Origin of the sequence: Haloarcula rubra (assembly GCF_019599465.1) — an archaeon.
GTDB classification, from domain to species: Archaea; Halobacteriota; Halobacteria; order Halobacteriales; family Haloarculaceae; genus Haloarcula; species Haloarcula rubra.
The window spans coordinates 1-26,781 of the sequence record NZ_RKLR01000013.1 but is presented as its reverse complement, the minus strand read 5'-3'; the positions used below and the strand labels follow the sequence as shown (position 1 = coordinate 26,781).

Below are 26,781 nucleotides of genomic sequence, written 5' to 3'. Positions count from 1 at the left end.
CGTGTTCGTCCCATCGTGTTAGCTCCCAGACTCGATTCGCACTCGGTGGACTGTGACGTACAGTTGCTCTAGCTCCGAGAACGGCGAGCGTATCCGGGTCTTGCCCTTGAGCCCGTAGTCGTAGTGGGCGGCGCCGTACTGGCCGACGGTGAGGTTACCGGTCACGGCGAGGCCGTACAGGTCGCCCTGTTTGATGTAGACGTAGCCGCTCCCGTCGGTGCCCGCCGGCGCGTAGACGAGGCCGTCGAAACTCGCCCGGTTGCTGTTCGAACCGGCGATAGTCGCGTTGAACGACCGGTTGCCGTACACTCTGAGGTGCCGCGAGTCTTCGCCGGGAACGTGGACGGCGCTGCCCTTGCCGACGTGGAAGTTGACAGCTTTGCTCCCGAGCCCCGTCGGCGAGACGGTCGTGTCGTTCTCGCCGGCGACGACGAGACGAGCGATGCCGTCGCCCTCGACGGTGAGATTCCCGCCCTGTTCCAGTTTCACGTAGTCGCGAACGACCACCGTCACGTCGCCGTCGGTGGTGTTCAGCGTCATGGACTCGCCGTCCAGCGTGACGTTGTGGACGTAGTACCGACCCGCGTCGAGTTCGGCGGACGACCCCGTTATCGTGAGTTGCTCGTCGCTGATGGCCGACGTCCGGTCGTTGTCGTTCCGGTCTCTGACACGCTGGGCGTACGTCGCGACGAACGTGTCGATGGGATTCACCGACTGTACGCCGTTGCTAGAACTCACCTCGCCCGATACTTTGGTGCTGTCCGGTTCGGGGACCTTCGTCCAGTAGACGCTTCCGTTGATGGTCGTACTGCCCTGCAGTTCGATCGTCCCCCCTGAGTTGACGTCGCCGTCGACGAGCGAGTTCCCCGACGCCGTGACGTCGCCAGCCGACTGTATCAGCCCGTCCGCCGAGCGAGTCTGCGAGTAGTTCCCGTCGGCGGAGTCGTAGCTGTTCACGTAGGCGCCGGTCCCCGCGACGGCCAGTTCACCCGTACTCGACGTCGCGATGATGCCAGCGTCGAAGGTGGTGTGGCCCGGCAAGACGACGAACGTGACGGTCACGCGCTCGTTCGCGTGGTCGTAGCTCACGATGGCGTCGGTCTCGGCCTCGAAGTGGCGACCCCACGCGTCGTAGTACTCGCTCTGGACCGTCACCGTCACCGACCCGCTGTCGGGCGGGTTCGAGAACCCGAGCGTCCGGTTCGGGTACCGCTGGACCGGCGCGCCGTCGGGCCGGCTGTCGAGTCGGCTCGATAGCCCCGTCTCTCCGTCCATGGAGACGAGTGGGAGCGTCAAGGTTCGGTCTCGGTAGTGGAACTCGGGCCGAGAAAGCATCACCGACCCGTCGCCGTCACGCCGCCAGACGCCGCCACCCTGTGACGCGATGGTCGTCTCGCCCTGCCTGTACTGCACCGTCCCGAGCGACTCGTTCACGACGACGGCCTCGGCGCTCGTCTCGTTGTCGACCACGACGCGAACCCACCCGGTGTCGTGGTACCGTACCTCGCCGTCGTTGGCACGCAGGCCCAGATCGGTACTCGCGCGGGACTGGCCGAACGCGACGGCGCTCACGTCGGTATCGAACGCCGCGAACGCGTGTTCGGCGGCGCCTATCTCCGCTCTGTCGCGCGTCTCGACGATGGCCGTCGTCCCGCTCGCGACGAGGACGGACAGGCTCAGAACGACGACGACCAGCAACAGGACGACGGCGATGACCTCCGACTGGCCGCGTGCGGTCGTCCGGCGACCGCTGGTCGTAGTGCCCGTCTCCTCGGTTCGTCGGGTCGTGTCTGCGTTCATTGTGTGTCTCGTCGTGTCCCGTGTGTCGTCGTCCCCTGTGCCCGGAGTTATCCGTCACCGACGACGGATACCGAACGCCAGACGGGGACCGGGACCGCAGTTTGGTGTTATGTCTGTGCGTGCGCGGTCACGGTGCCGTCGACGTGGCGAGGACCGCGCTCTTGTCGCTGTTCGGCGAGTTGTAGACGACCTTGATGGTCTCGCCCGAGTCGTAGGTGCCGCTCGACACGAGCTCGTCGCCTGCCGATATCTCCGAGGGCGCAGCCCCCGATATCGAAAGGTCGTCACTGTTGCTGTCCGTAATTTTTAGGTTTGCCTTGCTGAGGGTGTCACCGCCGTCGTGGGCGATAGTCACGTTTCCGCTATCGTAGTCGAACGTGAAACTCGCCTGCGGCGTCGCGCTCGTCGAGCTGCCCAGCCCGAGCACGAACGACCCGATGACGGCTGCGAGGATGACCGTAATCGCGACCATCAGCACGACGCCGATGACCGGTGAGACCGCGTCGTCGTCTGCGAACAGTGCTTTGAGGTTTCGTAGTTGCATGGTTCTGTGGTGGATGGTTCCCGAGTACGGTTCGGCAGTCGCGTCGACACGTCACGCCGCCCGACACTGGTGTCCTCGACGGCCGCACACCCGTCCCGCCCGCGGCGTCGCGGGCCAGCGGATGCCGTCGTATCTCCCCACCGCGCCGACTCCCTTGCACTCTCGACCATCGCTGCACCTCATCCAACCGCTCAGTGGGATATTGTTATTCGATAAATACCTCGTTACTCTGATAGATGTGCCTGAAACGTTCAACTACTGTTCAGAACCGTTTACGGTAGTAGCCGGTTTCTTCCCGCGCCACGTCGGTCGTATGGGGGCTGTAACAACGTGTGTACTGTCGAAAGGGCCCATATCGATGGGACCACACAGTACTGACCGACCAAGCAGTGACGGACCTCGCGCACGGGTGTGCGAGCGAGTGCGTGACGACCAGCGGGGTGGACGATGACGCGTGTCCTCCGGACGGGCATCGACGTGTTGGACCGGAAACTGAACGGCGGCGTCCCGCCGGGGAGCCTCGCGCTCCTCTCTGCGGACCCGGCGAGCCAGTCCGAACAGTTCCTCTACGAGCTGACCACCCCGCGGCGGACAGCCTATCTCACCACGGCACGGTCGAAGCGGGCGGTCGGGACCGCGATGCGGAACGCCGGCGGGACGCTCGACACCACGGACCTGTACGCTATCGGCGAGCGCCCGCTGAAAGAGACGTATCAGGTCATCCGCGACAGTCCGGCCCAGTCGACTATCGTCGTCGACACGGTCGACATGCTCGAAACGGGGAACACCCAGGAGTACCTCCACTTCCTCAACGACGTCCGCGACGAACTCGCCGAGAAAGATAGCTTCGCGGTCATGCACGGCCTCGACGGTCGGCAGGTCCCCGTCCAGCGCGACGTCACCGAGTACCTCGCCGACATCATCTTCGAGCTCTCGACGGAGGTCCGGGGCGAGAGTATCGAGAACCGCCTCATCGTGCCGAAGTTCCGGGGCGGTGCGCCGTTCGACGAGACGGTGAAACTCGAACTGACGCAGGAAGTCGCCATCGACACCAGCCGAGATATAGCTTGACTGATACTTTCTGTCGGTCGCCGCTCGGTACAGTAGTCGCTTACTGCTCGTCCATCTCGTCTGCCCTGTGATTTCGTATTGGTTTTCTATCATTCGGGTGTCGTTCCGCTCGACGCCGAGATAACGTGGTGCCTTCGCTCGTCACGTCTCGTTCTCACGTCGGATACTGGCGTATATGCCCGCTACTCCCACACGTGGGTCTGTGGGCCGCCGTCCCGGACGTGGTCGTAGCAGCGGTATACCGTCTATAATTTCAGGTAAACCACACATTACCAACACCGTGTAGGTGTGTGGTGATACCCAGCCACACGCGCTCCGGCGTCGCCGGGTCAGGCACCGATTTATCGGTGGCCGACGGCGCCGAGGGCAGTGTGTCGGGACTACAATGAGTGAACACAGCAATCCGAACGGTGGGGACTCGCAACGGCGGGGTGACGGTCCGTGACGTCCGCGTCCGGACCGCCCACGGACGACGACCAGCGGGACCGCCCGGTCGCGGTCGGCACGTACACGTGGGACGACCTGCTGGCCGAGATGGGGTACAGCGCGGACGTCGAGCGAATCGTCGAGACGGAGCAGTCCGACGACGACGGCGGCGTCCTCGGGGCCTTCGGTAGGAAGACGACCGACGATGCGCCCGTCCGGACGCGAGACTGGGCGGCGACAGAGTTCTCGCCCGCGACGTACCTCGGGTGTCACCCGGACGAGTTCCCCGCACGCGTCGGCCACGCGAAGGCGAACGCAAACCGGCTCTACGACCAGTACGCCGAGTGGATAGCGGCCACGCCGGTCACGAAAGACGCGTACACGTGGGAACACTTCAAGTGGGAGTACCACTACGACGAGGACGGCCACCCGCCGAGCGACGGCGACGGGACCGCCGAGCCGTTCGACCCGGAATCGTTCCTCGGCTTCCCGCCCGAGGAGATGGAGGACCGTCTCACGCGGGCCAGCGACTTCGCCGCGGCCGTCGACGACATCGTCGACCGGCGCACGGTCAACGTCAACCCCGAGATCGACGAGGACAGCTTCTTCTCGACCCACGACGGGCTGACGACGCTCGCCAACCGCTACGACCTGGAGAAGGCGGTCCCGATGGAGAAGAAGCGTCACTTCGTCGAGGTGGAGCGCTACTGGGTGAACAAACCCTACGCCTGCGTCGTCGTCTTCCACTCCATCAAGGAGAACGAGAAGAAGTACACCGTCGTCGAACCGTACATGAACGACATCGAGGCGCGGGTCAAGGAGTACCTGACCGGCCGCCTCAGGACGGCGGTGAAGTACTCCGACGAGGACGCCCTCATCGACGGCAGCGAGGCCGACAGAGCCGACGTCATCCGCTCGGAGACGCTCCGGCTCTTGGACCAGTACGACCTCCGCGACGGCGTCCGAGACGACAGCGTCGTCGGGCAGTTCAAGGACCTGTTCGACATCGGCGAGGCCGTGGAGCGCTCCGATCGGGAGCTACAGGGTCTCGCGGCCCGACCCGAACCGGCGGTCATCGAGGAGGACGCCGGGACGCTGACGGAGGCACAGGTCGAGCGCCTCCTGTACGAACTCCAGCGCGACTTCCTCGGCTACGAGCGCATCGACGCCATCAAGCACGACGTCAACGTCGAGGACATCTCCTGTGACGGCTACGACTCGCCGGTCTTCGTCTACCACACGGAGTACGAGAACGTCATCACGAACGTCAGCCACGACGAGACGGGACTGGACAACTTCGTCGTCAAACTCGCACAGCGCTCGGGGAAGGGCATCTCGAAGCGGCGACCGCAGGTCGACGCGACGCTGCCGGACGGCTCTCGCGCCCAGTTGACGCTGGGTCGGGAGGTCTCGGACCACGGGACCAACTACACGATTCGGCAGTTCAAGGACGTCCCGTTCACCCCCATCGACCTCATCAACTGGAACACGTTCTCGCTGGAGGAGATGGCGTTCCTCTGGCTCGCCATCGAGAACAACCGGAGCCTCATCTTCGCCGGTGGGACGGCGTCCGGGAAGACGACGAGTCTGAACGCCGTCTCGCTGTTCATCCCCTCGAACTCGAAGATAGTCTCCATCGAGGACACCCGCGAGGTCGAGTTGCCACAGCGCAACTGGGTCGCCAGCGTCACCCGCCCCTCCTTCGGCGAGGACGACGTGGGCGACGTCGACGAGTTCGACCTGCTGGAAGCGGCGCTCCGCCAGCGGCCGGAGTTCATCGTCATGGGCGAGGTCCGCGGCGAGGAGGGCCGCACGCTGTTCCAGATCATGTCGACGGGGCACACGACGCTGACGACGTTCCACGCCGACTCCGTCGGCGAGGTGCTGAAGCGGTTCACGACGGACCCCATCAACGTCTCGAAGACGATGTTCACCGGCCTCGACCTCGTCTCGATTCAGACCCAGACCCGGGTGCAGGGCCGCAAGGTCCGGCGGAACAAGACGATAACCGAGGTCAACCACTACGACGCCGAGAACGACGAGATAAACATCCGCGACATCTTCGAGTGGCAACCCGAGAGCGACGAGTTCCTGCAACTCGGTCGCTCGAACACGCTCCAGGAGATACAGTTCGACAGGGGGTGGGACCACGACCGCCTCCAGACGGAACTGTTCAAGCGGAAGGTCGTGCTGGCGTACCTCGTCGACAGCGACCTCAACGACTACGCGGAGGTCGCCGCGACGCTGCAGGCGTTCATCAACGACCCCGAGGCGATTCTCGCACTGCTGGCCCGGGGGGAACTCGGCGAGAGCCTCTCGGACCTCCGGGAGATGGAGAGCGTCGAGATAGACATCGACCCGGAGAAGGAAGCGGTCGTCCCGCGACCGGACCCGGACCCAGAGACGCGACAGGCGGCCAGAGAGATTCTCGACACCGCCGACGGGACACTCTTCGAGGAGTACCGCGACCGCGACGCGTTCTCGCTGATGGACGCACTGCCGGAACACGCGCGGGCGAAGGGCGCCGAGATACGGAGCGGGCTGGCGGCCGACGGGATGGGGACGGCCCCCCTTGCCGACCCCGTGGTCGTGGAACAGGGCGACGAACGGACCGACGGCGACACGGAGTGATACACCATGGAATACGTTTACGCAGCACTCATCCTGCACGAGACCGGCGCGGAGATCGACGAATCGAACCTCACGGCTGTCCTCGAGTCCGCGGGCGAGGAGGTCACCGAATCCCGAGTGAAAGCCATCGTGGCCGCACTCGAAGACGTCGACCTCGCCGCGACGAAAGCCGAGACTATGCCGGCGGGCGAGGCCGCACTCGCGGTGCCCGACGACGGCGACGACACGGACCTCGAACCCGCCGCCGTGGACGACGGCCCCTCGGATAGCGGGTCGCTCGATACCCTGTTCGACGACGACGAGGGGCCCGGACCAGCGGACGCTGTCGGGGAGACGTCGGACGACGAGCGATCGCTCGACGCCGGCGAGGACACGGACTCAGACGACGAGACGGGGGCATAGATGAGTACCGAGACCGGCGACCACCCGACGGTCCGCACGCTCGAGGGGGGCGCGGACAGACTCGGGAACGCGTTCTACCCGGTCTACGACTACGTGTTCGAAGACGACGACCAGTTCGTCACGACCGTAGAGCGGAAACTCGCCGAGGCGCGGATGCCCGTGACCGTCGAGATGTACCTCTCGCGAGCCGTCGGTGTCGGTCTCGTCACGGGGGTCGCTCTCTGGTTCGTCGGTATCGCCCTCGGCTACCTGCTCGCCACTATCGGCTTCCTGTCCGGCCCCTTACTGGGCGTCCCGCTCCCGGAGAACAGCACGCTCGTCACGCTCGTCCGGACGCTCCGCGTGCCGTTCGTCGTCGTCGTCCTCGGCTTCGTCCTCGGCGGCCTCGGGTTCGGACTCGGCTTCGGAGGCCTTCTCGCGATTCCGTACTCGCGTGCGAGCGCCCGCCGTCGGGAGATAAACATGCTCCTCTCTGACTCGGTGTCGTTCATGTACGCCCTCTCCATCGGTGGCCTCAGCCAACTCGAACTGCTGGAGGCGATGGCGAAGGCCGAGGACACCTACGGGGAGGTATCACAGGAGTTCCAGGCCATCGTCAGGGAGACGAACTCGCTGGACACCGACTACCGGACGGCGATTCGACACCAGCTAGAACAGACACCGAGCGACGAACTCCGGGAGTTCCTCGTCGACATGCTCGCGGTCATCAACAGCGGCGGTGACATGACCTCGTTCCTCGACAACAAGAAGCACAAGTACATGCGAGCGGCCAAACAGGAGCAGGAACAGACGCTCGACGTCCTCGAACTCCTCGGGGAGATGTACATCACGCTGTCGCTGTTCCCCTTGCTGCTCGTCATCATCCTCGTCATCATGAACATGCTCGGGAACGCCTCGGAGCTACTGCTGTACGTCACCGTCTACGGGCTGATTCCGCTCATCGCCGCCGCCTTCCTCGTCCTCGTCACGACGGTCAAGCAAGACGAGTTCGGCGACGGGGTCATCCGACCGCGCGAGCAGAGTGCGTGGCTCGAGACGCAGGGTCGACGTGGCCTCCGTGACCTCGGGTTCATCACCGCCTTCAGCGGCACCTACCACATCTTCGACCGCATCGAACGCAAGAAGGGGCTTCAGGAGACGGTCGACCTGTTGCGGAACCCGCACCTGTTCTTCCGGGACAACCCGCTGTACACCCTCGCCCTCTCCGTGCCGGCCTCCGTCTCGCTGGTCGGCGCGGCGGCCCTCTCCGGGGCCGTCCCGGTGTCGTGGGACGGCGTCGTCGCACGACCGGTGTGGGCGACGTTCGTCTACTGCTACGTGCCGCTGTTCCTCGTCGTGACGCCGCTCGCGGTGTTCCACGAGTGGGACCGCCGCTCCCGTCGCGCACTGCTCGGGTCCCTCTCGGACACCCTCCTGAAACTCTCGACGGTCAACGACACCGGCGCGACGACGCTCGAATCTATCAAGACCGTCTCGGAGACGTCCTCGGACAAACTCGCCGACGAGTTCCGAGTCATCTACCGGAAGGTCAACTACGGGATGAGTCTCAAGGAGTCGCTCATCGAGTTCAACAACAAGTACCGGATTCCGCGACTCGCGCGGACGGTGAAACTCGTCACGAAGGCCCAGGAGGCGTCCAGTCACATCTCCGAGGTGCTGTCGACGGCCGCGAAGGCGAGCGAGGTGCAGGACGACCTGGCGCGGGAACGTCGGTCGCGGACGCTGATGCAGGTCGCCATCGTCCTGATGACGTACGTCACCCTGCTGGGCGTGATGGCGTTGCTGAAAGTGCAGTTCATCGACGTCATGGCGGAGTTCGGCGCCGACCAGACGGCCCGGACCGGCGGCGGGATGTCGCTGGCCGGGGTCGACGCCGACCTGCTCTCGCTGATGTTCTTCCACGCGGTGACGATACAGGCCGTCTCCGCGGGGCTCATCGCGGGGTATCTGCGCGAGGCGACCCTGCGCGGCGGCGCGAAGTTCGTCGTGGTCCTCCTGACGATTTCGCTCGCCGTCTGGATGGTGGTGGGGTGAGATGGCGCCAGCATCGTCGACGCGGGGGCAGATGCCCATCGACTTCCTGACGGGGATGGCGGTGTTCTTCGTCGTCGTCGGGTTCGTCCTCCTGTTCGTCCCGGACCTGCTCACGCCGACCGACGGGGGTCAGGAGACGGCGCTGGTCGCGGACAGGGTGGGGACCCAACTCGTCGAGTTGCACCTCGGGGACCCCGGGACGACGACGCTCTCGACCTGTGCCTTCTGGTTCTTCAACCAGAGCGGTGCCAACCCCTGTGCCACCTTCGACACGAGCGCGACGCTCACCGATCAGGTCGGTGTCGGCGAGCGCTACGGCGTGAACGTGACGCTCCGGCGGGACGTCGCCGGCGACGCGACCCGAGAGGTACTGTGTGCCGACGGCGGGACCGTCGTGCCGTGTTCGAGCGGCGGGTCACCGCTGGCGGTCGGACCCCCGCCCCACACCGGCGACGCGTCCGTCGCCACGGCACGGCGGCACGTCTCGCTCGACGGCACGGCGGCGACGTTACGAGTGGAGGTGTGGTGACGATGTCGACCCGTGGACAGGCGTACACGCTGGAAGCGTTCGTCGCTGCACTCCTCCTCCTCGGCGCCGTCGTCTTCGCGCTCCAGTCGACGGCCGTGACGCCACAGACCGCGAGTACGGCCAGCGAGTCCCAGCAGCAGCAACTCGAACGCGTCGGGAGCGGCGTGCTAGACGCCGCCGTCGAGGACGGGTCGCTCCGCCGGACGGTGCTGTACTGGAACGACGCGACGGGGACGTTCCACGGCCTCGAACCGTACGAGTCGGCCTACGCCAACGGCACGCTCCCGACCGACTTCGGCGACCGTCTCGACCGGAGCGTCGGCGCCGACGGCGTGGCCTACAACGTCGACGTCCAGTATCGCGACGCGTCGGGCGCGACGGAGACGAGAGCGGTCGTCGACAGTGGGACCCCCAGCGACGACGCCGTCAGCGTCGCCGCGTTCCTCACGCTCTACGACGACGACGTTCGCTACACGGCCGCGGAGACGCCGACCGAGCAGACGCTGGCGAACGCGTCGCTCTACATACCGGACAGCGCCCCGAACAGCGGCGTCTACAACGTGGTCCGGGTGGAGGTGGTCCTGTGGTCGACCTGATGCGACGCGAGCGGGGTGACCGCGGACAGGTGTTGCTCGTGACGACGTTCGGCATCGCCGTCCTGTTCGTGGTGCTCGCGCTGGCGCTGAACGCGTCGGCGTACTCCCAGACGATGGTCGCGAGCCACGACGCCGACGGCGGAGACGCCGTCGCGTTCGCCGACGCGGCCGCCGAGGGGGCGGACGGGACGCTCGCGTACGTCAACCGCCACAACGACACCAGCTACACGACGCTCCAGACCGAACTAGACGAGGGCGTCGCCGACTGGAGCGAACAGGCCGACGGCTACGCGGCCCGGCGCGGGGCGCGAGCGACCGTCTCGGTCACCGGGACGACCGAGGGGACCCGAATCCTACAGGCCAACGCGACGCGCCCGATGACGAACGTGTCCGGGGCCGACAACTGGACGCTCGCCAGCGGCGTCTCCGGCACCCGCGACGCCCGACTGAACGTCTCGGAGAGCGCACTCGTCGCCTCGCCGGACGACACCAACGCGACCACGTTGCACGAGGACCGCGTGTTCCACCTCGACGTGGCCGACGGGGCCGACGTCTGGCGACTGTTCGTCTACCGGGAGGGCGGCGACGTGGTCGTGAGGGTGCAGGACACGAGTGGGTCGCTACTGCCCGCGTGTTCCGTCTCGGCGGGGGCCGACGGCTACGCCGTCGTCGACCTCTCGAACGGGTCCGTCGAAGGGACCGACTGTCCGCAGGTCGCGGGCTTCGACGCCGTCGGGAGTTCCTACGACGTCGCCTACTACTGGGGCTCGAACGCCGCCGGCAACTACTCCATGATCGTCGACCGGTCTCGACCTTTCGTCGATGACAGCGACTACGGGACGGCGGGCAGCGGCGACCCGCACGTGACCGAGCGCATCTACAGTGTGTCGATTCGAGTGACCTACGAGACGCCGACGACCGAGTACGTCACCGAGACGACGGTGCTGGCGGGTGATGCCGATGCATGACCGCGGCGCCTCGACGGCCGTCGGGTACGTCCTGACGCTCGGCATCACACTGTTGCTCGTCGTCACCCTGCTCTCGGTATCCGTCTCGCTCGTCGAGGACGAGCGCAGTAAAGCGGTCCACTCTGAGTTGTCCGTCCTCGGGAACCGCCTCGCCTCGGCGTTGACCTCGGCGGACAGCATGGCCCGGGCGGCCGACGCACCCGAGGCGGTCACGGTGCGGGCCGCTCTCCCCGACCGAGTCGCGAACGGGCAGTACCGCCTCAGTATCGACGAGCGAGCGGATACGGGCGCGTTCTACCGGTACCGTATCGTCCTCGTGAGCGACGTGGCCGACACCTCCGTCGCAGTCCACCTCAAGACCGGCACCGCAATCGCGGAGACGACCGTCGACGGTGGCCCGGTCGTCGTGACCTACGACGAGGGGGCCGACACGCTGGAGGTGGACGCGTGACCGACCGCGCTCAGAGCACGACCGTCGGGTTCGTCGTCATCTTCGGCACCGTCCTCGTGATGGTCGGTCTCGTCAGCGTCGGCGGATTCGCGGCCCTCGAGGACGTGCGCGACGAGGAACGAGTCACCAACGGCGTCCGGTCGTTCGAGGTGCTGGCGGCCAACGTCGACGACGTCGCCGGCGAGGGCGTCCCGAGTCGCACGACGACGGTGAAACTCGACGGCGTCTCGCTGTCGGTCGGGGAGGACGTGACGTTCGAGGTCCACGTCCCGGCCGACGGGGTCCGGAAGACGGTCGAGACCCGTCCGCTCGTGCTGGACGCCAAGAGTGGGACGCGGGTCGTCTACGCGAACGGGGCCGTCATCCGCGCGGACCGGGACGGACAGGTGATGGCCAGACCGCCGCGACTGCTCGTCACGGCCGACTACGCACGGCTTCACGTCGTCCGGACACGACCGGTGGCGGCGACGTCTGTCGGCGGCCAGACTACCGCCAGCGTCCGGACGACCCGCAACGAGACGACAGTCGCACAGACCGGGACGGCAGGCGACACCGTCTACCTCAACGTGACCTCGCCGCGCCACGAGGCGTGGGGTCGGTACCTCGATAGCCGGCCACAGGTGAGTTGTACGCCCGCGGCCGGCGACACGGTCTCCTGTGTGCTGACGACCGACGAGACGACGGTGGCGGTGACCGACGTGGACGTGCGACTCGACGACTGAGACCCGGGTGTCGAACTCGCTACAGGTCCCGGACGGCGTCGACGGCGGCCGACAGCGAGGGGGCGTCGAAGACGTCGCCGCCGACGTAGGCGTTGGTCCCGGCACAGTAGAGGTCCCGGGCGGCCATGACGACCGACTCGTCGAGCGGTTCAGGCGAGACGTCACACAGCGACTTCCAGTCGGCGACGCCCTGCTCGGTGGCCTGCTGTTTGGCCTCGGCGACGGCCTCGACCCACTCGGGTTGGGTGCGCTTGTGGTACTGGCGGATGACCTCTTTCGAGACCTGCTGACCGTCGTAGGAGAAGCGGTTCTCGTCGAACGTGCCGACGACGTCGGCGACGTGAATCTGTCCCTCGTGGTAGAGACACTCGATCTTCCCGTCCTCGTGGACGAGGTCGGCGTCGGCCGCCTGGTCGGTGACGACGTGGTTGACCGCGAGCGCCAGTTCCTCTAGCTGGTCGATACTGGCGGCACCGGCGATGCGGTCGGCCTCTGCGCGGTCGAGGTAGCTGTCCTGTTCCTCGTACTTCGTGGAGAACTCGACGATTGGCTGGTCCAGATCGACCGCCTCGTCCGGCCACGTCTCGAAGTCGAGGCCGTGGTCCGCGGGGTCGGTGCGCTTGCGGAGCGACGACCCGACGGGCACGCGGTTCCGGAAGACGATTTCGAGCGGAATCAGGTAGTTCTGCCCGGCCTCGGCGTGGTAGGCCTCGTAGTCGTACTCGCCGTCCGCGAACGGCAGGTCCGGCACCTGCGTCAGCGAGATGACCATCTCCGCCGGCGTGTGGCCCGTCGAGAGCGCCTCGCCGAGGTCCAGTACCTCGTCGTGGTCGGCGACCCGAACGCCCTCGTAGTGCGTCGGGATGTGGTTCTCCTCCAACAGCTGGAAGTTGAACGCGCCCATCGTACACAGCGACGCCCCCTTGTCGGGAATCTGGTCGGGCATCTTCCCCCAGTCGAACACCGAGTAGTCGTCCGTGAACACGAACGCGCCGCGGCCGAGGTCGGTGGCCGTCGCCGCCTCGTCGATACGGAACTCCTTGACGCTCGTCATTGCCGGCGCTTTGCGGGCGGGGACAAAGACGTTTCTCACTCGGCGCGAACAGTCTCCGCGGCAGGCAACCGAGCCGCGGCGTCTGAGAGTCTCCGCGGCAGGCAACCGAGCCGCGGCGTCAGAGTGCCTCCGCGGCAGGTCACGCCGGGTCGGAGTCCGTGGGCCGCCGGGGCCGCTCACCGAGTCCCGGCGTCGGCGGCATCGCCCGTTTGTGGGCCGTCTCCGAACACATCGAGACGAGTCGGCTCGCCGTCGCCGTCTCGACGCCGAGCGAGTCGGCCACGCTGTCGACCGGGTCGCCCTGCTCGACGACGCGCCACAGCACCGAGTCGACGACGTCGTAGGTCGCACCGAGGTCGTCGGCGTCGGTCTGGCCCGCCCGGAAGCCGGCGGTCGGCGTCCGCTCGACGATGGCGTCGGGCAGGCCGAGGTGGCGACCGAGCGCCCGGACCTCCGTCTTGTAGAGGTCGCCGAGGGGGAACAGGTCGGCACCGCCGTCGCCGAACTTCGTGACGTACCCCAGCAGGAGTTCCGACCGGTTGGCGGTGCCCACGACGAGGCGGTTCGTCCGGTTGGCGGCGTAGTACGCACAGGTCATTCGGAACCGGGCGACGGCGTTGCCGAGCGCGCGGTCGTCGGTCGGCACCGACCCGTCCGTCTCGCCGGGGTCGAGGCTGGGGACGACGTCGTGGTCGAACTGGTGGAGCAACGGACGGAGGTGGACTCGCTGGAACGCGATGCCGAGCTGGTCCGCGACGGTTTCGGCCTCCATCGCCGCGGTGGCGTCCGTCTTGTGGCAGGGCATCGCGAGCCCGAGGACGCGCTTCGGGCCGAGCGCTTCGGCGGCGAGCGTGGCCGTCACCGTCGAGTCGAGGCCGCCGCTCATCGCGACGACGACGCCGTCAGCGTCGGCGGCCCGGACGCGCTCCCGGAGAAAGGAGACGACGGCCGACTCGACTTCGGCCACGTCGTCGGAGGGGGACTGCACGAAACTGTCTGGAGACTGCATCTGATTCGTCATTGGTGTACGTCTGTATCGCTCCTACGTGGAGACCTGACGAACGGCGGCATATACGACTAGTCCTTAAACACTTGTGAGACTCGGAGGGGCTGCTAGCGGTTCGAACCGTGAGAGGACAACCACTTTGCCGTCGCCCGGTCATCCACGACCACATGGCCGGGAATCTGCTGGTCGCGGTCGGCGTCGTCGTCGCGGCGACGGTGGCGATATGGAAGGGTAGCGAGTGGCTGGAGACGGCGAGCGAACGGCTGGCGGCCCACTACGGCCTGCCGGACGTGGTGCAGGGGGCGATACTCGTCGCCGTCGGGTCCAGTTTCCCGGAACTCGCGACCGTCGTGTTCGCGGCGCTCGACGGGTCGATGCCGCTGGGCGTCGGCGCCATCGTCGGGTCGGCCATCTTCAACGTTCTCGTGATTCCCGCCGTCGCGGGCATCGCCACCGACGACGACATCGAGTCCAACCGGACGCTCGTCTACAAGGAGGCGCAGTTCTACATGCTGGCCGTCTCCGTCCTCCTCATCACCTTCGCGCTCGCGGTCATCTACTACCCCGGCGAGGCGCCGCTCTCGGGGGCGGTCACCCGCCCGCTGGCGGCCATACCGCTCGCGCTGTACGGGCTCTACGTCTTCATCCAGTATCAGGACACGGCCGACTTCGAGAGCGACGGGAGCGAGGCCGCCGACGTCGCCGTCGGGCGACAGTGGCTCTTGTTGATGGCCGGCCTCGCGGTCATCCTCGTCGCCGTCGAGAACCTCGTCCACTCGGTGTCGGTCATCGGCGAGACGGTCGGCGCCGACGAGTTCCTGCTGGGCGTCACCGTCCTCGCCGGGGCGACCAGCCTCCCCGATACACTCGTCAGCGTCCGCGCCGCCCGCCAGAACCGCGGCGTCACCTCGCTGGCGAACGTCCTCGGTTCGAACACGTTCGACCTGCTCGTCGCTATTCCGATGGGCGTACTCCTCGTCGGCGCGTGGACCGTCGACTTCGAGATGGCCGTCCCGATGTTCGGCGTCCTCACGCTGGCGACCATCCTCCTCTTCACCGCCCTGCGGACCGACCTCTCGCTGAGCACCGCGGAGTCGTACGGACTGCTGGCGGCGTACGTCACGTTCGTCGCGTGGGTGGTCGCCGAGACTGTCGGTGCAGTCACCGGCGTCCTCCCGTCGGGGTAGTCCGCCGCCGGCGGGGGACCGCGCCGTCCGCAGACACCCACACGTTTTTGGCCGTCGTTCCCGTTCGAACGAGCAATGCCGGACGCTTTCGACGCCGCGGACCCCGCCGGCGAGTTCGACTTCGCCCACCGGCCGGTGACCGACCAGTCCTTCGAGAACGCACTCGCGAAGGCCCGCGACGGACACCGCCTCTCCGTCGCCGACGGCGTCGAACTCGTCACCACCGGCACCGACCACGAGGGCATCGACCGCCGACGGAAAGAACTGGTCCTAGAGGCCGCCGACCGCCGACGGGCCGAGGTGGTCGGTGACGAGGTGACGTTCGTCGCCAACCTCAACAACAACGTCACGACGGCCTGCAACACCGGCTGTCTGTTCTGTAACTTCAAGGACCGCTCCGAGCAGTTCCGCAGCAGCTATCAGGACGACCACGGCGGGTTCACCAAGACGCCCGAGGAATCGCGTGACGTCGTCCGGGACGCCGTCGACCGTGGCATCTACGAGGTCACGTCCGTCTCCGGGCTCCACCCGGCGCTGGCGCTCGACAGCGAGCATCTGGAGATTATGGACGCCAGCGAGCGCGGCGACCTGAACTACCGCCCGGCGAGCGAGTACGACGTCGACCCGGGCACCTACTGCGAGCAGTTGCGGGCGATGAGCGTCGACGGCGTCCACGTCCACTCGATGACCCCAGAGGAGGCGTATCACGCTCGCCGGGGGACCGACTGGACCTACGAGGAGGTGTTCGAGCGCCTGCAAGACGCGGGCCTCGACAGCGTCCCCGGGACGGCGGCGGAGATTCTCGTCGACGAGGTTCGGGACGTCATCTGCCCCGGAAAGATAGACAGCGGCGAGTGGCTCGAAGCGATGGAAGCCGCCGCGAACGTCGGCCTCGACATGACGGCGACCATCATGTACGGCCACGTCGAGAACGCGAAACACCGGGTCCAGCACCTCCAGAAGGTCCGGGACCTCCAGGACCGGACCGGGGCTATCACGGAGTTCGTCCCGCTGTCGTTCGTCCACGAGGAGACGCCGCTGTACGACCGCGACATGGTCTCGGGCGGCGCCAGCCGCGACGAGGACGAACTGATGATCGCCGTCTCGCGGCTGTTTCTCGACAACGTCGACCACGTCCAGTCCTCGTGGGTCAAGTACGGCGACGCTCACGGCCTGAAGATGCTGACCTGCGGCGCCGACGACTTCATGGGGACCATCCTCTCTGAGGAGATAACGAAACGCGCCGGCGGCGGCTACGGCGAGTTCCGTTCCGTCCGCGAGTACTCGGACATGATTACCGCCATCGGACGGACACCGGTCGAACGGTCGACCGACTACCGACAGCGCCGCGTCGTCGACCCGGACGCCGACGTGGTCGGGCCGGAACTCGGACCGAGGGCCGACGGGACGCCGCTGTTGGACTGAGACGTCGCTCCCCAGTAGATGTCTCCGTCGTAAAATCGGGGTGACCACGTCCTCGGCCGCCCCGAGACGACGTCGTTGCCCGGGTTGGCTGTCAGAGGCACGCCCCGGACGGTATCAAATAAGCGTTCGAGGGGGTATATATCTAGAACCTAGCCGTCTAGGTGGTACTCGGTCCGTGTCGCTGAGCGATGTCTCCGAACCGGAACGTCGCCGCCGTCCTCACGTCTGCACGGGGTTCTCGCCCCGTTCGAGCACGGACCGGAAGCGCTCACCGGCGGGCGTGTCGGCGCGGATGGCGTCGCGAATCTCCGGCGAGAGCCACTCCGCGTCGGCGTACCGCTCGTACACCGGGAGGCGTTCGGCGAGTGGCACTCCGGCGCTGTCGGCGACGGCCCGCAGTTCCTGCAGGGCCGGCCACTCGTACTCCGGGTTGATGTGGTCGACAGTCACCGGCGAGACGCCGCCGAGGTCGTCGATGCCGCAGTCGGTCAGGTCCCGGGCCGGGGCGAGGTTTGGCGGCACCTGTACGGACACGTCCTCCGGGAGGCCCGCCCGCGCCATCGCGGTCACGCGGCGCATCGTCGCGAGGTCGGGCGACCCGTTCTGCCAGCGCTCGTTCTCCACGACCGGTTGGACGATGACCTCCTGGACGTGGCCGTAGCGGTCGTGCATCTCGCGGATAGCGAGGATACTCTCGGCGCGGTCCCGCCAGTCCTCGCCGAGGCCGACGAGGATGCCCGTCGTGAACGGAACGCCGAGTTCCCCGGCGGTGCGGATGGTCGCCAGTCGCTGGCCGGGGTTCTTCGCCCGCGGGCCGCCGTGGGCCTGCACGTCCGCGGTCGTCTCCAGCATCACGCCCATCGAGGCGTTCAGGTCGGCGACCGTCGCCATCTGCTCGCGGGTCTGGTCGCCGGGGTTGGCGTGCGGGAGCAGTCCCTCCTCGAGCGCTATCTCGCAGGCCTCGCGGAGGTACTCGTGGATGGTCTCGTGACCCAGCTCGGCCAGCCGGTCGTACATCGCTGTGTAGCGGTCGTCGGGGTCGTCGCCGAACGTGAACAGCGCCTCCGTGCACCCGGCCTCGGCGCCTCGCTGGCACGTCTCGCGTATCTCCTCGGGCGTCATGAGGTCTGCCTGCCCCGGCGGGTCGTAGTAGGTGCAGTAGGTACAGGTGTACCGACAGGCGGTCGTCAGCGGGACGAACACGTTCCGACAGTAGGAGAGTGCGTCGGCGCTCTCCACGTCGGCCGGCGTCACCGACAACAGGCGCTCTATCGCCGCGTCGTCGATGGTCACGTCGACGTCGTACGCCTCGGCCCCGGGAATCACGTCCGCCGGTCTGTGCCGGACGACCAAAAGGGTTCACTCACGGGCGACGCCGACGCGGCCGTCGTCGAACGACAACTCGAACCCGGCGTCGGTGAGCCAGTCGGCGGCCCGCCCGTCGCCGTGCAGGAGGACCTCCGCGAGGTCGGCCGGTTCGTCGATATCCGTCGCCAGCACCCGCGAGTCGACCTCTGCGAGACTCGCGCCCACGTCGTCGGCGATGCGCCGGTGGTCCCGAATCGACGCCCCGTGGTAGTCGACGCGGAACTCCGGGTGCCGGCAGACGAACGCGTTGGTCCCGCCGCCGAGTCCCGGCGCCAGCACCACGTCGGCCGCGGGCGCGAACAGGCGCTCGACGGCGTCGGCGGTGAGAAGCGGGAGGTCGGCCATCACCACCGCCAGCGGCCCCTCTGCGAGCAGGTCGTTGACGAGTGCGTCGAGGCCCCGGTCGTCGACGGTCACGGGCGCGTCACACTCGACCGGCCCGGTCGAGACGACGTCGGGACTGTGGCCGGCGCCGTCGAGTGCGTCGAGGACATCCGCCAGCATCGCCTCGGTGAACGCGCGCCGCTCGTCGGGACCGAGAACGGGCGAAAGCCGGGTTTTGGGGTCGCTCCCCGAGACGGGGACGACGGTTCGCATTACAGTTTGCTGTAGTCGTCGCCTTGGGTCTGCGTGTAGATGTAGTAACCGCCGCCCGCGAGCAGGAGGAGGACGACGAGTCCGCCGCCGGCCAGCAGCAGCGTCTGGGTCGTCTGCTGGCTCTGCTGGGCCTGCTGGGCCGTGTTCCGGGCCTGATTCGCGAGGTTGACGGCGTTCTCGAAGTTGCCGTTCTCGTAGGAGGAGACGGCGCTGTCGACCAGTTGCTCGGCGTCACTGTTGCCGCCGGCGGCGTCGATAGCCGCCTGTGCGCTGTCGATGGCCTGTCGCGCTTCACGGCTGTCGGCGGTGTAGTGGTGGGCCGTGCTGTTCTGGAACTCCTCTTCGTTGCTCCCGCTCACTCGCGTGAGGCTGGCGACGACGTACTGCTCTTCTGGCTGGTACGTGTAGTTCTCGACGGCTGGCGTCGTCCCGGTGAGTTCGACCCGGACCTGATCGCCGTTGTTGTCGATGTCGAGGTCTTGACTGAACGACTGGTCGCCGTAGGTCTGTTGGCTGACCTGACTGCCGGCACGGAGGACCGTCACGGTCCAGCTAACGTTCTCCAGTTCCGTCTCGCCCGCGAGCGTCCACTCGTTCGACGTCCCGGTGAAGGGGTCGTCGACGGTGTAGGTGACCGTCACCTCGTCGCCGACGCCTGATTCGGACGGTACGCCCTCTGCAGAGACGGTGAAGGCGCTGGCCGTCCCGGCGACGGCGAGCAAGCCGACCACACAGAGGACGGTTACGATGCCCTTAGAAGAGCGGATCGAGTTCATCCTCATCGTCTTCAACCAAGTCCTCTAAGTTATCTTCGCTTTGTTTCCTGATGTCGTCGATGTTGTCCTGCGCTTCGATGGCGACCTGCTGAAGCTCCTTGATGCGCGGGACGTTGTGGACGCCCGCCAGCAGGATAGAGGCGGCGACCTTCGGCGCGTTGGTCGGGTAGTCCCCACCGCGGACCTCCATGGACCCGGTCTGCTCCTCCAGCCACTTGCGGCCGCGCTCGATACCTTTGCGGTTGAGGTGTTCGGGCGGGCCGGCCATCACGAGGAGGGCGCGCTCGGCACCCTCGATCTCGCAGGGGAGCGTCAGGCGGCCGAGTGCGGCCTTCCGGACGAGCGACGTGATGCGGTTGGTCGTGTTGGCGGTGTCCATCCCCTCGTCGCCGCCGTCGTCGCCCTTGAACCGGGAGAGGAGGCCGCCGCCACCCGAGGAGACTTCGACGTCCTCGGAGGCGTACCCGACCGTCGAGACGCCGCCGCCGTCGAGCGTGTTGATGATCTCGGAGGAGTCGACGACGCTCTCGGCGATGTTGTCGCCGGCCTCGACTTCCCCGGCGCCGAAGAGGACGCCGAACCGACGGACTATCTCCTCGTTGATGTGGTCGTAGCCACCCTCGACCGACTCCCCGGTCTTCCGCCAGGCGTCGTTGTCGAACACCATGAGGTTGTCCACCTCACGGACGAACGTCTGGAACGAGCGGGCGGCGTTCAGCGTGTAGATGCCACCTTCGTCGCTCCCGGGCAGGACGCCGAGTCCGTAGACGGGTTCGGTGTAGATGCGCTTGAGATGTTTCGCGATGACCGGCGAGCCACCGGACCCGGTCCCACCGCCGAGGCCGGCGACGACGAGGAACGCGTCCACCTCGTGGACGGGGATGTTGTCGATGGCTCCCTGTATCTCGTCGATGTCCTCTTCGGCGATTTCCGCGCCGAGTTCGTTGTCCGCGCCCACGCCGTGGCCCTTGACGCGGGCCTGGCCGATGAGCACTCGATTCTCCTCCGGTATGTGTTCTAGTCCGAGCAGGTCTGCCTTCGCTGTGTTGACAGCGACGGCCGAGCGGACGATTCCCGAGTTCGTGTTCTGGTCGTACTCGAGGAACTTGTCCACGATTTTGCCGCCGGCCTGCCCGAAGCCGATCATCGCGAGTTTCATGAATATGGTCCTCCGCTTAAAAGGCCTAAGTAGGATTGCGCGTATAAGTTTTTTGCCCAAATCTCACCGATGAAAGTCCGTATCAGAAACAAAAATATCCTGATGTTAGGGAGGCATTATCCCCGTTCCGTCCCGGACAGTCCGGTTTCGAGCGGTTCCGGGCGTACGCCTGTCCGAGTCAATCCGCTATTAGGTCTGAAAAAACGGCGTTTGGGTCGCTACTCGACGCCGAGATAGTCCCCGTAGGTCCGCATGGACTCGGGGTCGACGCCGAAGACGCCGACGTCGTTGTCGCGGGGGGTGTTGTCGAAGTCCAGTCCCTCGTACTGGTCGCTCCCCATCGGGAAGCCGAGCGCCCCCAGTACCGGAAGACCGACTTTGGCCAACCCCATCGGCAGCGGCACGATGGTGATGGACTTCCCCTCGGCCTCGAAGACGAGTTCGGTCGCCGCCTTGAGGCTCAGCGTCTCCGGGCCGCCGACCTCGTATATCTCGCCGACGTGCTCGTCGTCCTCCAGTGCGTCGGCGAGCATCGGGACGAGGTCCTCGACCCAGATGAGCTGGAAGTGGGCCTTCTCGCCGCCACCGGGCAGCGGATACACGGGGACGCCGGGGGCGAATATCTGTTTGAGTCGCTTGGTGAAGTAGGCGAACTCGTCGCCCTCGCCGAAGACGATAGACGGGCGGAAGACGACCCAGTCGAGGTCGGACCCCTCGACCACCTGCTCGGCCTTCCCCTTCGCGCGGAGGTAGTGTGTCGGCCCGTTCGGGTCCGCACCCAGCGCGCTCATCTGGAGGAACCGCTCGACGCCGTGTTCCTCGGCGGCCCGCACGCAGTTCTCGGTCCCGCCGAGGTGGACCACCTCGTGCATCTCGTTGCCGCCGTCGGGCTTGAACAGTGGTGAGAGCGCCGGGAGGAAGACGACGGCGTCCTGCCCCTCGAAGGCACCTTCGATGCTGTCGTAGTCGGTCACGTCGCCTTCCTTCCGGATCACGCCCGTCGGTAGGTCGGCGTCGTGAGGGTTCCGTGCAAGTGCGGTGACCTCGTGGCCTCGGTCGTCGAGTTCCCGACACAGATACTGTCCGATGAAGCCGGTCCCGCCGACCACAAGTACGTCCATACCCGTTCCGTCGCCGCCAATCACCGTAAAGGTAAGGCGCAACTGGTTTGGATTTCCGCCCGTCGACCCGTTCAGAATCGACCGGACGGCGCTCCGGGGTGCTTACGTACCCCGGCACCGACGGTCGGATATGCTCGTCACGCTCGAAGGCCTCGACGGCAGCGGCAAGACGACGGTCTGGGAGCGACTCCGGACCGACGACGCCCTGCCGGGAGACGCCACGTTCACGCGCGAACCGACCGATAGCTGGTACGGCGAGGCCGTCCAGCGCTCTATCGACGACGACGAGGCGGACTCGCTGGCGGAACTGTTTCTCTACACGGCCGACCACGCCGCCCACCTCGCCGACACCGTCCGGCCGGCCCTCGACGACGGCCGCCTCGTCGTCTCGGACCGCTACTCGGACTCGCGGTACGCCTATCAGGGCGCGACCCTCGCCGCGTCCGACCACTTCGAGGACCCACTCGACTACGTCCGGGAGGTCCACGCGCCGTGGACTCGCCCGCCGGACCTGACGGTGTACCTCGACGTCGACCCCGAGACGGCGGCCCGTCGGAGCGGTGCCACCAACAAGTTCGAGACGGCCGAGTATCTGGCCGAGGTCGGCGAGAACTACGAGCGACTCGTCGCGGCCGACCCCGAGCGATTCGTCCGGGTCGACGCGACGGCGGCCCCGGACACCGTGTACGACCGCGTCCGGTCGGCGATTCTCGACCGGCGCGACTAGTTCGTCGACGTCGGGAGGTCGATCTCGTCGGGCGAGGGCATCCAGACGTAGTCGAAGGTCATCCCGACGACCAGTGGCAACACGACGCCCAGTGTGAGGAACGTCACCGTCCCCAGCGTGACGAACGGGCCGACGGGTACAGACAGGAGGACCGAGAGGAGCAACAGCGCGAACGCCCCGAACAGCACCGAGTAGAGCGCACCGCCCCACCGCGTGTTCATGCGGACGCGGAAGAAGCGCGTCACGAGTGCCGCCACGGCGCTGTTCACCAGCACGATGACGACCAGTCCGACGAGACCGACGACGCTGACCATACCCGACCTAGGGTGGCGACGCTCTTTGCCGTGTCGGAATCGGTCACTCTAGACAGATGTACGTCCGCGTGTCCGCCACGCCCTCCAGATTACGGACCCGCGTCGCGACCGACTGCATCACGTCGTACACTTCGGGGCCGGTGGCCTCCGCGATGATGTCGTACTGGCCGGCGACGATGTGGGCCTCGGTGATTCCCTCGGACTCCGTGACCGCCGAGAGCAGTTCGTCGGACTTGCCCGCGACGGTCTTTATCATGATGAACGCGCTGACCATACAGTGCTATGCGGTACCATACCTCAAAAAGTTTCGCGCGACCGACCAACGGGAGCGCTCCGGGGCCTCGTGGGCCCGGCGTGTCCGAGACCGACTCCCCGAACGCCGGTGGTCCGGCGGGATACTTTTATTCACTCCCGTTGCGTACGGCATCACATGCGATTTGTTATCGTGGGTGCAGGACGCGTCGGTCTCCGGACCGCACGCGTGTTGCAAGAGAGCGGGCACGACGTCGTCCTCATCGAACAGGACGAGGGCGCTGTCGAGCGAGCGCGTACCGCCGGCTTCGAGGTCATCGAGGGCGACGGCGCCATCGAGACCATCCTCGACGGGGCCGACCTCGACGCCGCCGACGCACTGGGCGCGCTGACCGGCGACCTCAACGACAACTTCGTCGCCTGCATGATCGGGAAAGAACACGGCTGTCGGACGGTGATGCGCATCGACGAGGACTACCGCGAGGAGATATACCGCCGCTACGCCTCGGAAGTCGACGAGGTCATCTACCCCGAACGGCTCGGTGCCATCGCCGCGAAGAACGCCCTCCTCGGCGGGAACATCCGCGCCGTCGCGGACATCGCCCAGAACCTCCAACTCGTGGAGTTCACTATCACCGAGTCCTCGCCGATGAACGGCTACTCGCTCTCCGAACTGGAACTGCCGGCCAACGCCAAACTGATGGCCCACGGGAAAGGCGAGTCGGCGCTGACGATTCCCGACCCCGACGAGACGCTCGAACTGGGCGACCACGTGGTCGTCCTCGCCGACTTCGACACGCTCGCCGACGTCCGCTCTATCGTCGTCGGCGAGAGCGGCCACGCGACTGCACTCGGAGGTGCCTAACGATGGTTACTGCTTACGTCATGGTCAAAGCTCACACTGGCGACGCGGACAGACTGAAGAACGAAATCGAGGCTATCGACGGGGTCGTGGAGGCTCACATCGTCGCCGGCGACGTCGACCTCATCGCGAAAGTCGACGTGGCGACGCCGGCCGAAGTCAAGGACGTCGCCGCCACCCACATACAGGAGATCTCCGGCGTCGAGAGCACCCAGACGTACATCGCGATGGACTGACTCTCCGGCAGTCTTCGCGGGAAATCCAAACAGTCGAATAGCCCTACCTACAAGCAGTCGGTAGTGACACACACGCAAGTCACGTTACTGCAGATAGACAACTACGGGCCGTGGACGGTGACGCCGTCGCCGCGGCGCGAAGTCGACCTCCAGACCCTGCAGTCACGACTGTACGCCGACCTCTCGCAACTCGTCGGCAACCGCGAGGGGTACGTGTTCTTCTCGCGGTTCGACAACATGATCGCGGTCACCAACGGCCTCTCGATGGCCGACCACTCGCTGATTCAGGAGTCGGTGCGCAACCGGTACCCCGTGACGATCAGCATGAGCGTGGCCGTCGACGGGTCGCCCGCCGAGGCGCTGGAAACGGCCACCTCGCAGTTACAGGACGAGGGCTCCGCACAGGACGCCGAGCGGACCGAAGTGCTCCGCGGCGACCCCCTCCCAGAGGTCGAACGCACGGGACAGGACGTCCAACTCGCGCACTTCGACGTCGACAACGCGACCGAGAAGTACACCGACCAACTCAACGAGTTCGATACGTTCATCGAGATAGAGCAGGGCTACGCCGAACTCATGCAGTACATGCGTCGGGCCCACGACGGTCTCTCCTTCTTCGTCGGCGGCGACAACGTCATCGCCGTCTGCCCGAAGATGGACGCCGAGGAGTACGCCGACGCCATCGACCACGTCGAGGACGCCGTCGGCGTCGAGTTGAAGGTGGGCGTCGGCCGGGACCGCACCGCACAGGGCGCGGGCATGGCCGCCAAACACGCCCTCGAAACCTGTCGCGAGGCCGGAACTGCCGTCGAGATGAACCTGTGACTCCTGCCTACAGCGGCGTGCCGCCGCGCGTCCCCTCGCTCCCGCCGGTGCTCGCCGAGTCCATCAGGTCTGCGACGGTACCGACGTAGTCGTAGCCGGGAACGATGCCCTCGACGTACGTCCCTTCGACGTACTCGACGAACGCCTTCGCCGCGTCGGCGGCCTCCCGTTCGCCGCCGAGGCTGTAGCGGTACGTGACGACCACGTCCTCGCCGTCACGTTCGACGGTGTACTCGTCCAACTCGACGGCCACGCGGGTCGACTTCGGCACGTCCTCGAGGCGCCGCTCGAAGGTCTCGAACCACCCGTCGACGACGGCCGGCCCCACCTCGTCGGCCGTCGCGGCCTGTAACGACGGGGCCCGAACCGTCACCTCGTAGTCCGTCCGCCACGCCTCGCCCTCGGTCGCCGTCACTCGACCGTCGAACCGCGTCGTCTCCAACGCGTAGCCGTCGCCGCTGGCGACGAACCCCTCGCGGTCACCGAAGACCTTCTCGACGTCTGCTGGCACGTCAGTCATCGTCCCTCTCTAGCCGTCTCGACAGGAAAAACGCGTCGTATCGTCGAGGCTGGCACGAGACACATCGTCGGCCGTGTCGCCGCCTACGACTGCGAGCACTGCGGCTACGTGTTCTGGCGAGTCGGAAAGTGCGAGGGATGGGATTCGAACCCATGGACCCCTACGGGAGCGGGTCTTAAGCCCACCGCCATTGGCCAGGCTAGGCGACCCTCGCGTATGCACCTCTCCACACTCAGGGGGAAAACGGGTTTCGGTTACCAGTCGACCGAGAGCGTGCCGTCGCCGTCGGGGTCGGGGGCGATCTCCTCGTCGGTTCGCCGGTCGACGACGTGGATGACCCCGCGGTCCTTCTTCGCCGGGCACACCTCCGCCGCCTTCACGTTGTGGTCGAGTTCCGCTTCGCCGAAGAAGTACGTCTTCGGCTTGGCGATGCCGGTGTCGAGGTCCAGCGACCAGTTCGTCGACACCTCGGCACACTTCCCCGCGCCGAAGCACTTGTTGGCCTCGAAGATTATCTTGTACGGCTTCTCCTCGACCGGCGGCGCGTCTTGCTCGCCGACCTCGCTGGGGTCGACCGGCTCGTCGGCCTCTGTCATGTGCGGCCGTTAGCGACCGACGGTCTTTCCGCTGTCGGTTCCGTCGGTGGGAGGGTCACCCGCTCCAGCCACCCGCGACGTCGTCGCCGATACGGTCGCGCCACCGGCCGAAGGCGTCCGCACACTCGGACCGAGATTCGATGTGCGCTACGAACCCCGCACCCGGCGAGGCGAGTACCTCGTCACAGAACGGACATCGGTTCGGGTCGTTCCACGTCTCAGTAGTCGACATACCCGACAGTCACCGGTTCTGATACATAAGGCTCGTCGGCTAGGACTTCCATCGCACGATATGCAATTATACACCACTAGTACGTATCCGAAACCGGTGGCTATCTCGACGCCGGCAGGCGACAGACAGCACCGCTCACCCGTATCCGCCGCGTCAGCCCCGAGAAGACGAGCCGATACGTCCTAATATAATCATTTCAATATCATAACAACACTCGTAACGGGGCACTGTCTAGTTGAGCGAGTTTGAGAAGCGAGGAGGCCGTAGCGAGAAGTGCTCATGCAACTCGCAGACCTCCTCAGCGAGACGTTGAACGAGGACAATGAAGACGTTTGGGAGAATGAGCGCAC

Annotated in this window: 29 protein-coding genes and 1 tRNA gene; 15 read left to right on the top strand and 15 right to left on the bottom strand. The window is 66.4% G+C overall.

The window, feature by feature from the left end:
- Positions 1-18 precede the first annotated feature (18 nt).
- Positions 19-1,800, bottom strand: coding sequence for a DUF7289 family protein (locus tag EGH21_RS20280; RefSeq protein ID WP_220620233.1), 1,782 nt, complete (start codon positions 1,798-1,800; stop codon positions 19-21).
- A 127-nt stretch (positions 1,801-1,927) separates the two neighbouring features.
- Positions 1,928-2,344: a type IV pilin domain-containing protein gene (locus EGH21_RS20275; RefSeq protein WP_220620232.1), complete on the bottom strand. Its 417-nt coding sequence runs from the start codon at positions 2,342-2,344 to the stop codon at positions 1,928-1,930.
- Positions 2,345-2,791: 447 nt separating this feature from the next.
- Here EGH21_RS20275 and EGH21_RS20270 point away from each other — a divergent pair, with 447 nt between their 5' ends.
- From EGH21_RS20270 to EGH21_RS20230, 9 genes are all read left to right on the top strand, one after another.
- Positions 2,792-3,415, top strand: a complete 624-nt coding sequence (locus EGH21_RS20270) for an RAD55 family ATPase (protein WP_220620231.1) — start codon at positions 2,792-2,794, stop codon at positions 3,413-3,415.
- A 441-nt stretch (positions 3,416-3,856) separates the two neighbouring features.
- Positions 3,857-6,472 carry a type II/IV secretion system ATPase subunit gene (locus EGH21_RS20265; protein ID WP_425433321.1) on the top strand — a complete coding sequence of 872 codons (2,616 nt, stop codon included), beginning with the start codon at positions 3,857-3,859 and terminating at the stop codon, positions 6,470-6,472.
- Between the two features lie 6 nt (positions 6,473-6,478).
- Complete coding sequence (locus tag EGH21_RS20260; RefSeq protein ID WP_220620230.1) at positions 6,479-6,874, top strand: 50S ribosomal protein L12; 396 nt, start codon at positions 6,479-6,481, stop codon at positions 6,872-6,874.
- Complete coding sequence (locus EGH21_RS20255) at positions 6,875-8,908, top strand: type II secretion system F family protein (protein WP_220620229.1); 2,034 nt, start codon at positions 6,875-6,877, stop codon at positions 8,906-8,908.
- A 1-nt stretch (position 8,909) separates the two neighbouring features.
- The gene (locus tag EGH21_RS20250; RefSeq protein ID WP_220620228.1) at positions 8,910-9,437 is read left to right on the top strand and encodes a DUF7287 family protein; all 528 of its coding nucleotides are present in this window, start codon (positions 8,910-8,912) and stop codon (positions 9,435-9,437) included.
- Positions 9,438-9,439: 2 nt separating this feature from the next.
- The gene (locus EGH21_RS20245) at positions 9,440-10,033 is read left to right on the top strand and encodes a DUF7288 family protein (RefSeq protein WP_220620227.1); all 594 of its coding nucleotides are present in this window, start codon (positions 9,440-9,442) and stop codon (positions 10,031-10,033) included.
- Positions 10,021-11,001, top strand: a complete 981-nt coding sequence (locus tag EGH21_RS20240) for a hypothetical protein (protein WP_220620226.1) — start codon at positions 10,021-10,023, stop codon at positions 10,999-11,001. The genes EGH21_RS20245 and EGH21_RS20240 overlap by 13 nt, the downstream gene beginning before the upstream one ends.
- Complete coding sequence (locus tag EGH21_RS20235) at positions 10,994-11,452, top strand: DUF7266 family protein (RefSeq protein ID WP_220620225.1); 459 nt, start codon at positions 10,994-10,996, stop codon at positions 11,450-11,452. Before EGH21_RS20240 ends, EGH21_RS20235 begins: the two co-directional genes overlap by 8 nt.
- Positions 11,449-12,174 (top strand): DUF7289 family protein, encoded by a 726-nt coding sequence (locus EGH21_RS20230; RefSeq protein WP_220620224.1) that lies wholly within the window; start codon positions 11,449-11,451, stop codon positions 12,172-12,174. Before EGH21_RS20235 ends, EGH21_RS20230 begins: the two co-directional genes overlap by 4 nt.
- 19 nt (positions 12,175-12,193) lie before the next feature.
- On the opposite strand, the gene EGH21_RS20225 is transcribed toward EGH21_RS20230, so the two are convergent.
- Together EGH21_RS20225 and EGH21_RS20220 are read right to left on the bottom strand one after the other, a co-directional pair.
- Positions 12,194-13,228 carry a phosphoribosylaminoimidazolesuccinocarboxamide synthase gene (locus EGH21_RS20225; RefSeq protein WP_220620223.1) on the bottom strand — a complete coding sequence of 345 codons (1,035 nt, stop codon included), beginning with the start codon at positions 13,226-13,228 and terminating at the stop codon, positions 12,194-12,196.
- Positions 13,229-13,367: 139 nt separating this feature from the next.
- Positions 13,368-14,237 (bottom strand): NAD+ synthase, encoded by an 870-nt coding sequence (locus EGH21_RS20220; protein ID WP_236035716.1) that lies wholly within the window; start codon positions 14,235-14,237, stop codon positions 13,368-13,370.
- A gap of 164 nt (positions 14,238-14,401) precedes the next feature.
- On the opposite strand from EGH21_RS20220, the gene EGH21_RS20215 reads away from it, so the two are divergent.
- Together EGH21_RS20215 and cofH are read left to right on the top strand one after the other, a co-directional pair.
- Positions 14,402-15,421, top strand: coding sequence for a sodium:calcium antiporter (locus EGH21_RS20215; RefSeq protein WP_220620221.1), 1,020 nt, complete (start codon positions 14,402-14,404; stop codon positions 15,419-15,421).
- A gap of 75 nt (positions 15,422-15,496) precedes the next feature.
- Positions 15,497-16,846 (top strand): 7,8-didemethyl-8-hydroxy-5-deazariboflavin synthase subunit CofH, encoded by a 1,350-nt coding sequence (cofH, locus tag EGH21_RS20210; RefSeq protein WP_220620220.1) that lies wholly within the window; start codon positions 15,497-15,499, stop codon positions 16,844-16,846.
- Between the two features lie 219 nt (positions 16,847-17,065).
- Here cofH and cofG read toward each other — a convergent pair whose 3' ends face one another.
- From cofG to EGH21_RS20185, 5 genes are all read right to left on the bottom strand, one after another.
- Positions 17,066-18,172 (bottom strand): 7,8-didemethyl-8-hydroxy-5-deazariboflavin synthase subunit CofG, encoded by a 1,107-nt coding sequence (gene cofG, locus EGH21_RS20205; protein WP_220620219.1) that lies wholly within the window; start codon positions 18,170-18,172, stop codon positions 17,066-17,068.
- A gap of 33 nt (positions 18,173-18,205) precedes the next feature.
- On the bottom strand, positions 18,206-18,811 hold the full coding sequence (gene cofC, locus EGH21_RS20200; RefSeq protein WP_220620218.1) for a 2-phospho-L-lactate guanylyltransferase: 606 nt from the start codon (positions 18,809-18,811) through the stop codon (positions 18,206-18,208).
- Complete coding sequence (locus tag EGH21_RS20195) at positions 18,811-19,587, bottom strand: hypothetical protein (protein WP_220620217.1); 777 nt, start codon at positions 19,585-19,587, stop codon at positions 18,811-18,813. Before EGH21_RS20195 ends, cofC begins: the two co-directional genes overlap by 1 nt.
- Positions 19,565-20,746, bottom strand: a complete 1,182-nt coding sequence (locus tag EGH21_RS20190; protein WP_220620216.1) for a tubulin/FtsZ family protein — start codon at positions 20,744-20,746, stop codon at positions 19,565-19,567. Before EGH21_RS20190 ends, EGH21_RS20195 begins: the two co-directional genes overlap by 23 nt.
- Positions 20,747-20,964: 218 nt before the next feature.
- Positions 20,965-21,867 (bottom strand): complex I NDUFA9 subunit family protein, encoded by a 903-nt coding sequence (locus EGH21_RS20185; RefSeq protein ID WP_220620215.1) that lies wholly within the window; start codon positions 21,865-21,867, stop codon positions 20,965-20,967.
- 130 nt (positions 21,868-21,997) lie between these two features.
- Here EGH21_RS20185 and tmk point away from each other — a divergent pair, with 130 nt between their 5' ends.
- Positions 21,998-22,594, top strand: coding sequence for a dTMP kinase (tmk, locus tag EGH21_RS20180; RefSeq protein WP_220620214.1), 597 nt, complete (start codon positions 21,998-22,000; stop codon positions 22,592-22,594).
- Here the strand turns inward: tmk and EGH21_RS20175 are convergent.
- Together EGH21_RS20175 and EGH21_RS20170 are read right to left on the bottom strand one after the other, a co-directional pair.
- Positions 22,591-22,908 carry a DUF7991 family protein gene (locus EGH21_RS20175; protein WP_220620213.1) on the bottom strand — a complete coding sequence of 106 codons (318 nt, stop codon included), beginning with the start codon at positions 22,906-22,908 and terminating at the stop codon, positions 22,591-22,593. The genes tmk and EGH21_RS20175 overlap by 4 nt on opposite strands.
- A gap of 43 nt (positions 22,909-22,951) precedes the next feature.
- The gene (locus EGH21_RS20170; protein WP_220620212.1) at positions 22,952-23,182 is read right to left on the bottom strand and encodes an Lrp/AsnC family transcriptional regulator; all 231 of its coding nucleotides are present in this window, start codon (positions 23,180-23,182) and stop codon (positions 22,952-22,954) included.
- Positions 23,183-23,338: 156 nt separating this feature from the next.
- On the opposite strand from EGH21_RS20170, the gene EGH21_RS20165 reads away from it, so the two are divergent.
- The 3 genes from EGH21_RS20165 (at position 23,339) to EGH21_RS20155 (ending at position 25,083) form a co-directional block, all read left to right on the top strand.
- A complete protein-coding gene (locus tag EGH21_RS20165; protein WP_220620211.1) occupies positions 23,339-24,025 on the top strand; it encodes a potassium channel family protein in 687 nt (228 codons plus the stop codon).
- A gap of 2 nt (positions 24,026-24,027) precedes the next feature.
- A complete protein-coding gene (locus tag EGH21_RS20160) occupies positions 24,028-24,258 on the top strand; it encodes an Lrp/AsnC family transcriptional regulator (protein ID WP_220620210.1) in 231 nt (76 codons plus the stop codon).
- 63 nt (positions 24,259-24,321) lie between these two features.
- On the top strand, positions 24,322-25,083 hold the full coding sequence (locus tag EGH21_RS20155; RefSeq protein WP_220620209.1) for a GTP cyclohydrolase III: 762 nt from the start codon (positions 24,322-24,324) through the stop codon (positions 25,081-25,083).
- A 7-nt stretch (positions 25,084-25,090) separates the two neighbouring features.
- Here EGH21_RS20155 and EGH21_RS20150 read toward each other — a convergent pair whose 3' ends face one another.
- The 4 genes from EGH21_RS20150 to EGH21_RS20135 form a co-directional block, all read right to left on the bottom strand.
- A complete protein-coding gene (locus EGH21_RS20150; protein WP_220620208.1) occupies positions 25,091-25,603 on the bottom strand; it encodes a DUF5813 family protein in 513 nt (170 codons plus the stop codon).
- A gap of 129 nt (positions 25,604-25,732) precedes the next feature.
- Positions 25,733-25,817: transfer RNA gene (locus EGH21_RS20145), tRNA-Leu, on the bottom strand.
- Positions 25,818-25,857: 40 nt separating this feature from the next.
- Positions 25,858-26,199, bottom strand: a complete 342-nt coding sequence (locus EGH21_RS20140) for a ferredoxin (RefSeq protein WP_220620207.1) — start codon at positions 26,197-26,199, stop codon at positions 25,858-25,860.
- A 55-nt stretch (positions 26,200-26,254) separates the two neighbouring features.
- Positions 26,255-26,431, bottom strand: a complete 177-nt coding sequence (locus tag EGH21_RS20135; RefSeq protein ID WP_220620206.1) for a DUF7501 family protein — start codon at positions 26,429-26,431, stop codon at positions 26,255-26,257.
- Positions 26,432-26,781 lie beyond the last annotated feature (350 nt).

Bases quoted from the DNA above. Each gene is read 5' to 3' on its own strand.
- EGH21_RS20280 (WP_220620233.1), bottom strand. From the start codon at position 1,800: ATGAACGCAGACACGACCCGACGAACCGAGGAGACGGGCACTACGACC.
- EGH21_RS20275 (WP_220620232.1), bottom strand. From the start codon at position 2,344: ATGCAACTACGAAACCTCAAAGCACTGTTCGCAGACGACGACGCGGTC.
- EGH21_RS20270 (WP_220620231.1), top strand. From the start codon at position 2,792: ATGACGCGTGTCCTCCGGACGGGCATCGACGTGTTGGACCGGAAACTG.
- EGH21_RS20260 (WP_220620230.1), top strand. From the start codon at position 6,479: ATGGAATACGTTTACGCAGCACTCATCCTGCACGAGACCGGCGCGGAG.
- EGH21_RS20255 (WP_220620229.1), top strand. From the start codon at position 6,875: ATGAGTACCGAGACCGGCGACCACCCGACGGTCCGCACGCTCGAGGGG.
- EGH21_RS20250 (WP_220620228.1), top strand. From the start codon at position 8,910: ATGGCGCCAGCATCGTCGACGCGGGGGCAGATGCCCATCGACTTCCTG.
- EGH21_RS20245 (WP_220620227.1), top strand. From the start codon at position 9,440: ATGTCGACCCGTGGACAGGCGTACACGCTGGAAGCGTTCGTCGCTGCA.
- EGH21_RS20235 (WP_220620225.1), top strand. From the start codon at position 10,994: ATGCATGACCGCGGCGCCTCGACGGCCGTCGGGTACGTCCTGACGCTC.
- EGH21_RS20225 (WP_220620223.1), bottom strand. From the start codon at position 13,228: ATGACGAGCGTCAAGGAGTTCCGTATCGACGAGGCGGCGACGGCCACC.
- EGH21_RS20220 (WP_236035716.1), bottom strand. From the start codon at position 14,237: ATGCAGTCTCCAGACAGTTTCGTGCAGTCCCCCTCCGACGACGTGGCC.
- EGH21_RS20215 (WP_220620221.1), top strand. From the start codon at position 14,402: ATGGCCGGGAATCTGCTGGTCGCGGTCGGCGTCGTCGTCGCGGCGACG.
- cofH (WP_220620220.1), top strand. From the start codon at position 15,497: ATGCCGGACGCTTTCGACGCCGCGGACCCCGCCGGCGAGTTCGACTTC.
- cofC (WP_220620218.1), bottom strand. From the start codon at position 18,811: ATGCGAACCGTCGTCCCCGTCTCGGGGAGCGACCCCAAAACCCGGCTT.
- EGH21_RS20195 (WP_220620217.1), bottom strand. From the start codon at position 19,587: ATGAACTCGATCCGCTCTTCTAAGGGCATCGTAACCGTCCTCTGTGTG.
- EGH21_RS20190 (WP_220620216.1), bottom strand. From the start codon at position 20,746: ATGAAACTCGCGATGATCGGCTTCGGGCAGGCCGGCGGCAAAATCGTG.
- EGH21_RS20185 (WP_220620215.1), bottom strand. From the start codon at position 21,867: ATGGACGTACTTGTGGTCGGCGGGACCGGCTTCATCGGACAGTATCTG.
- tmk (WP_220620214.1), top strand. From the start codon at position 21,998: ATGCTCGTCACGCTCGAAGGCCTCGACGGCAGCGGCAAGACGACGGTC.
- EGH21_RS20175 (WP_220620213.1), bottom strand. From the start codon at position 22,908: ATGGTCAGCGTCGTCGGTCTCGTCGGACTGGTCGTCATCGTGCTGGTG.
- EGH21_RS20170 (WP_220620212.1), bottom strand. From the start codon at position 23,182: ATGGTCAGCGCGTTCATCATGATAAAGACCGTCGCGGGCAAGTCCGAC.
- EGH21_RS20165 (WP_220620211.1), top strand. From the start codon at position 23,339: ATGCGATTTGTTATCGTGGGTGCAGGACGCGTCGGTCTCCGGACCGCA.
- EGH21_RS20160 (WP_220620210.1), top strand. From the start codon at position 24,028: ATGGTTACTGCTTACGTCATGGTCAAAGCTCACACTGGCGACGCGGAC.
- EGH21_RS20150 (WP_220620208.1), bottom strand. From the start codon at position 25,603: ATGACTGACGTGCCAGCAGACGTCGAGAAGGTCTTCGGTGACCGCGAG.
- EGH21_RS20140 (WP_220620207.1), bottom strand. From the start codon at position 26,199: ATGACAGAGGCCGACGAGCCGGTCGACCCCAGCGAGGTCGGCGAGCAA.
- EGH21_RS20135 (WP_220620206.1), bottom strand. From the start codon at position 26,431: ATGTCGACTACTGAGACGTGGAACGACCCGAACCGATGTCCGTTCTGT.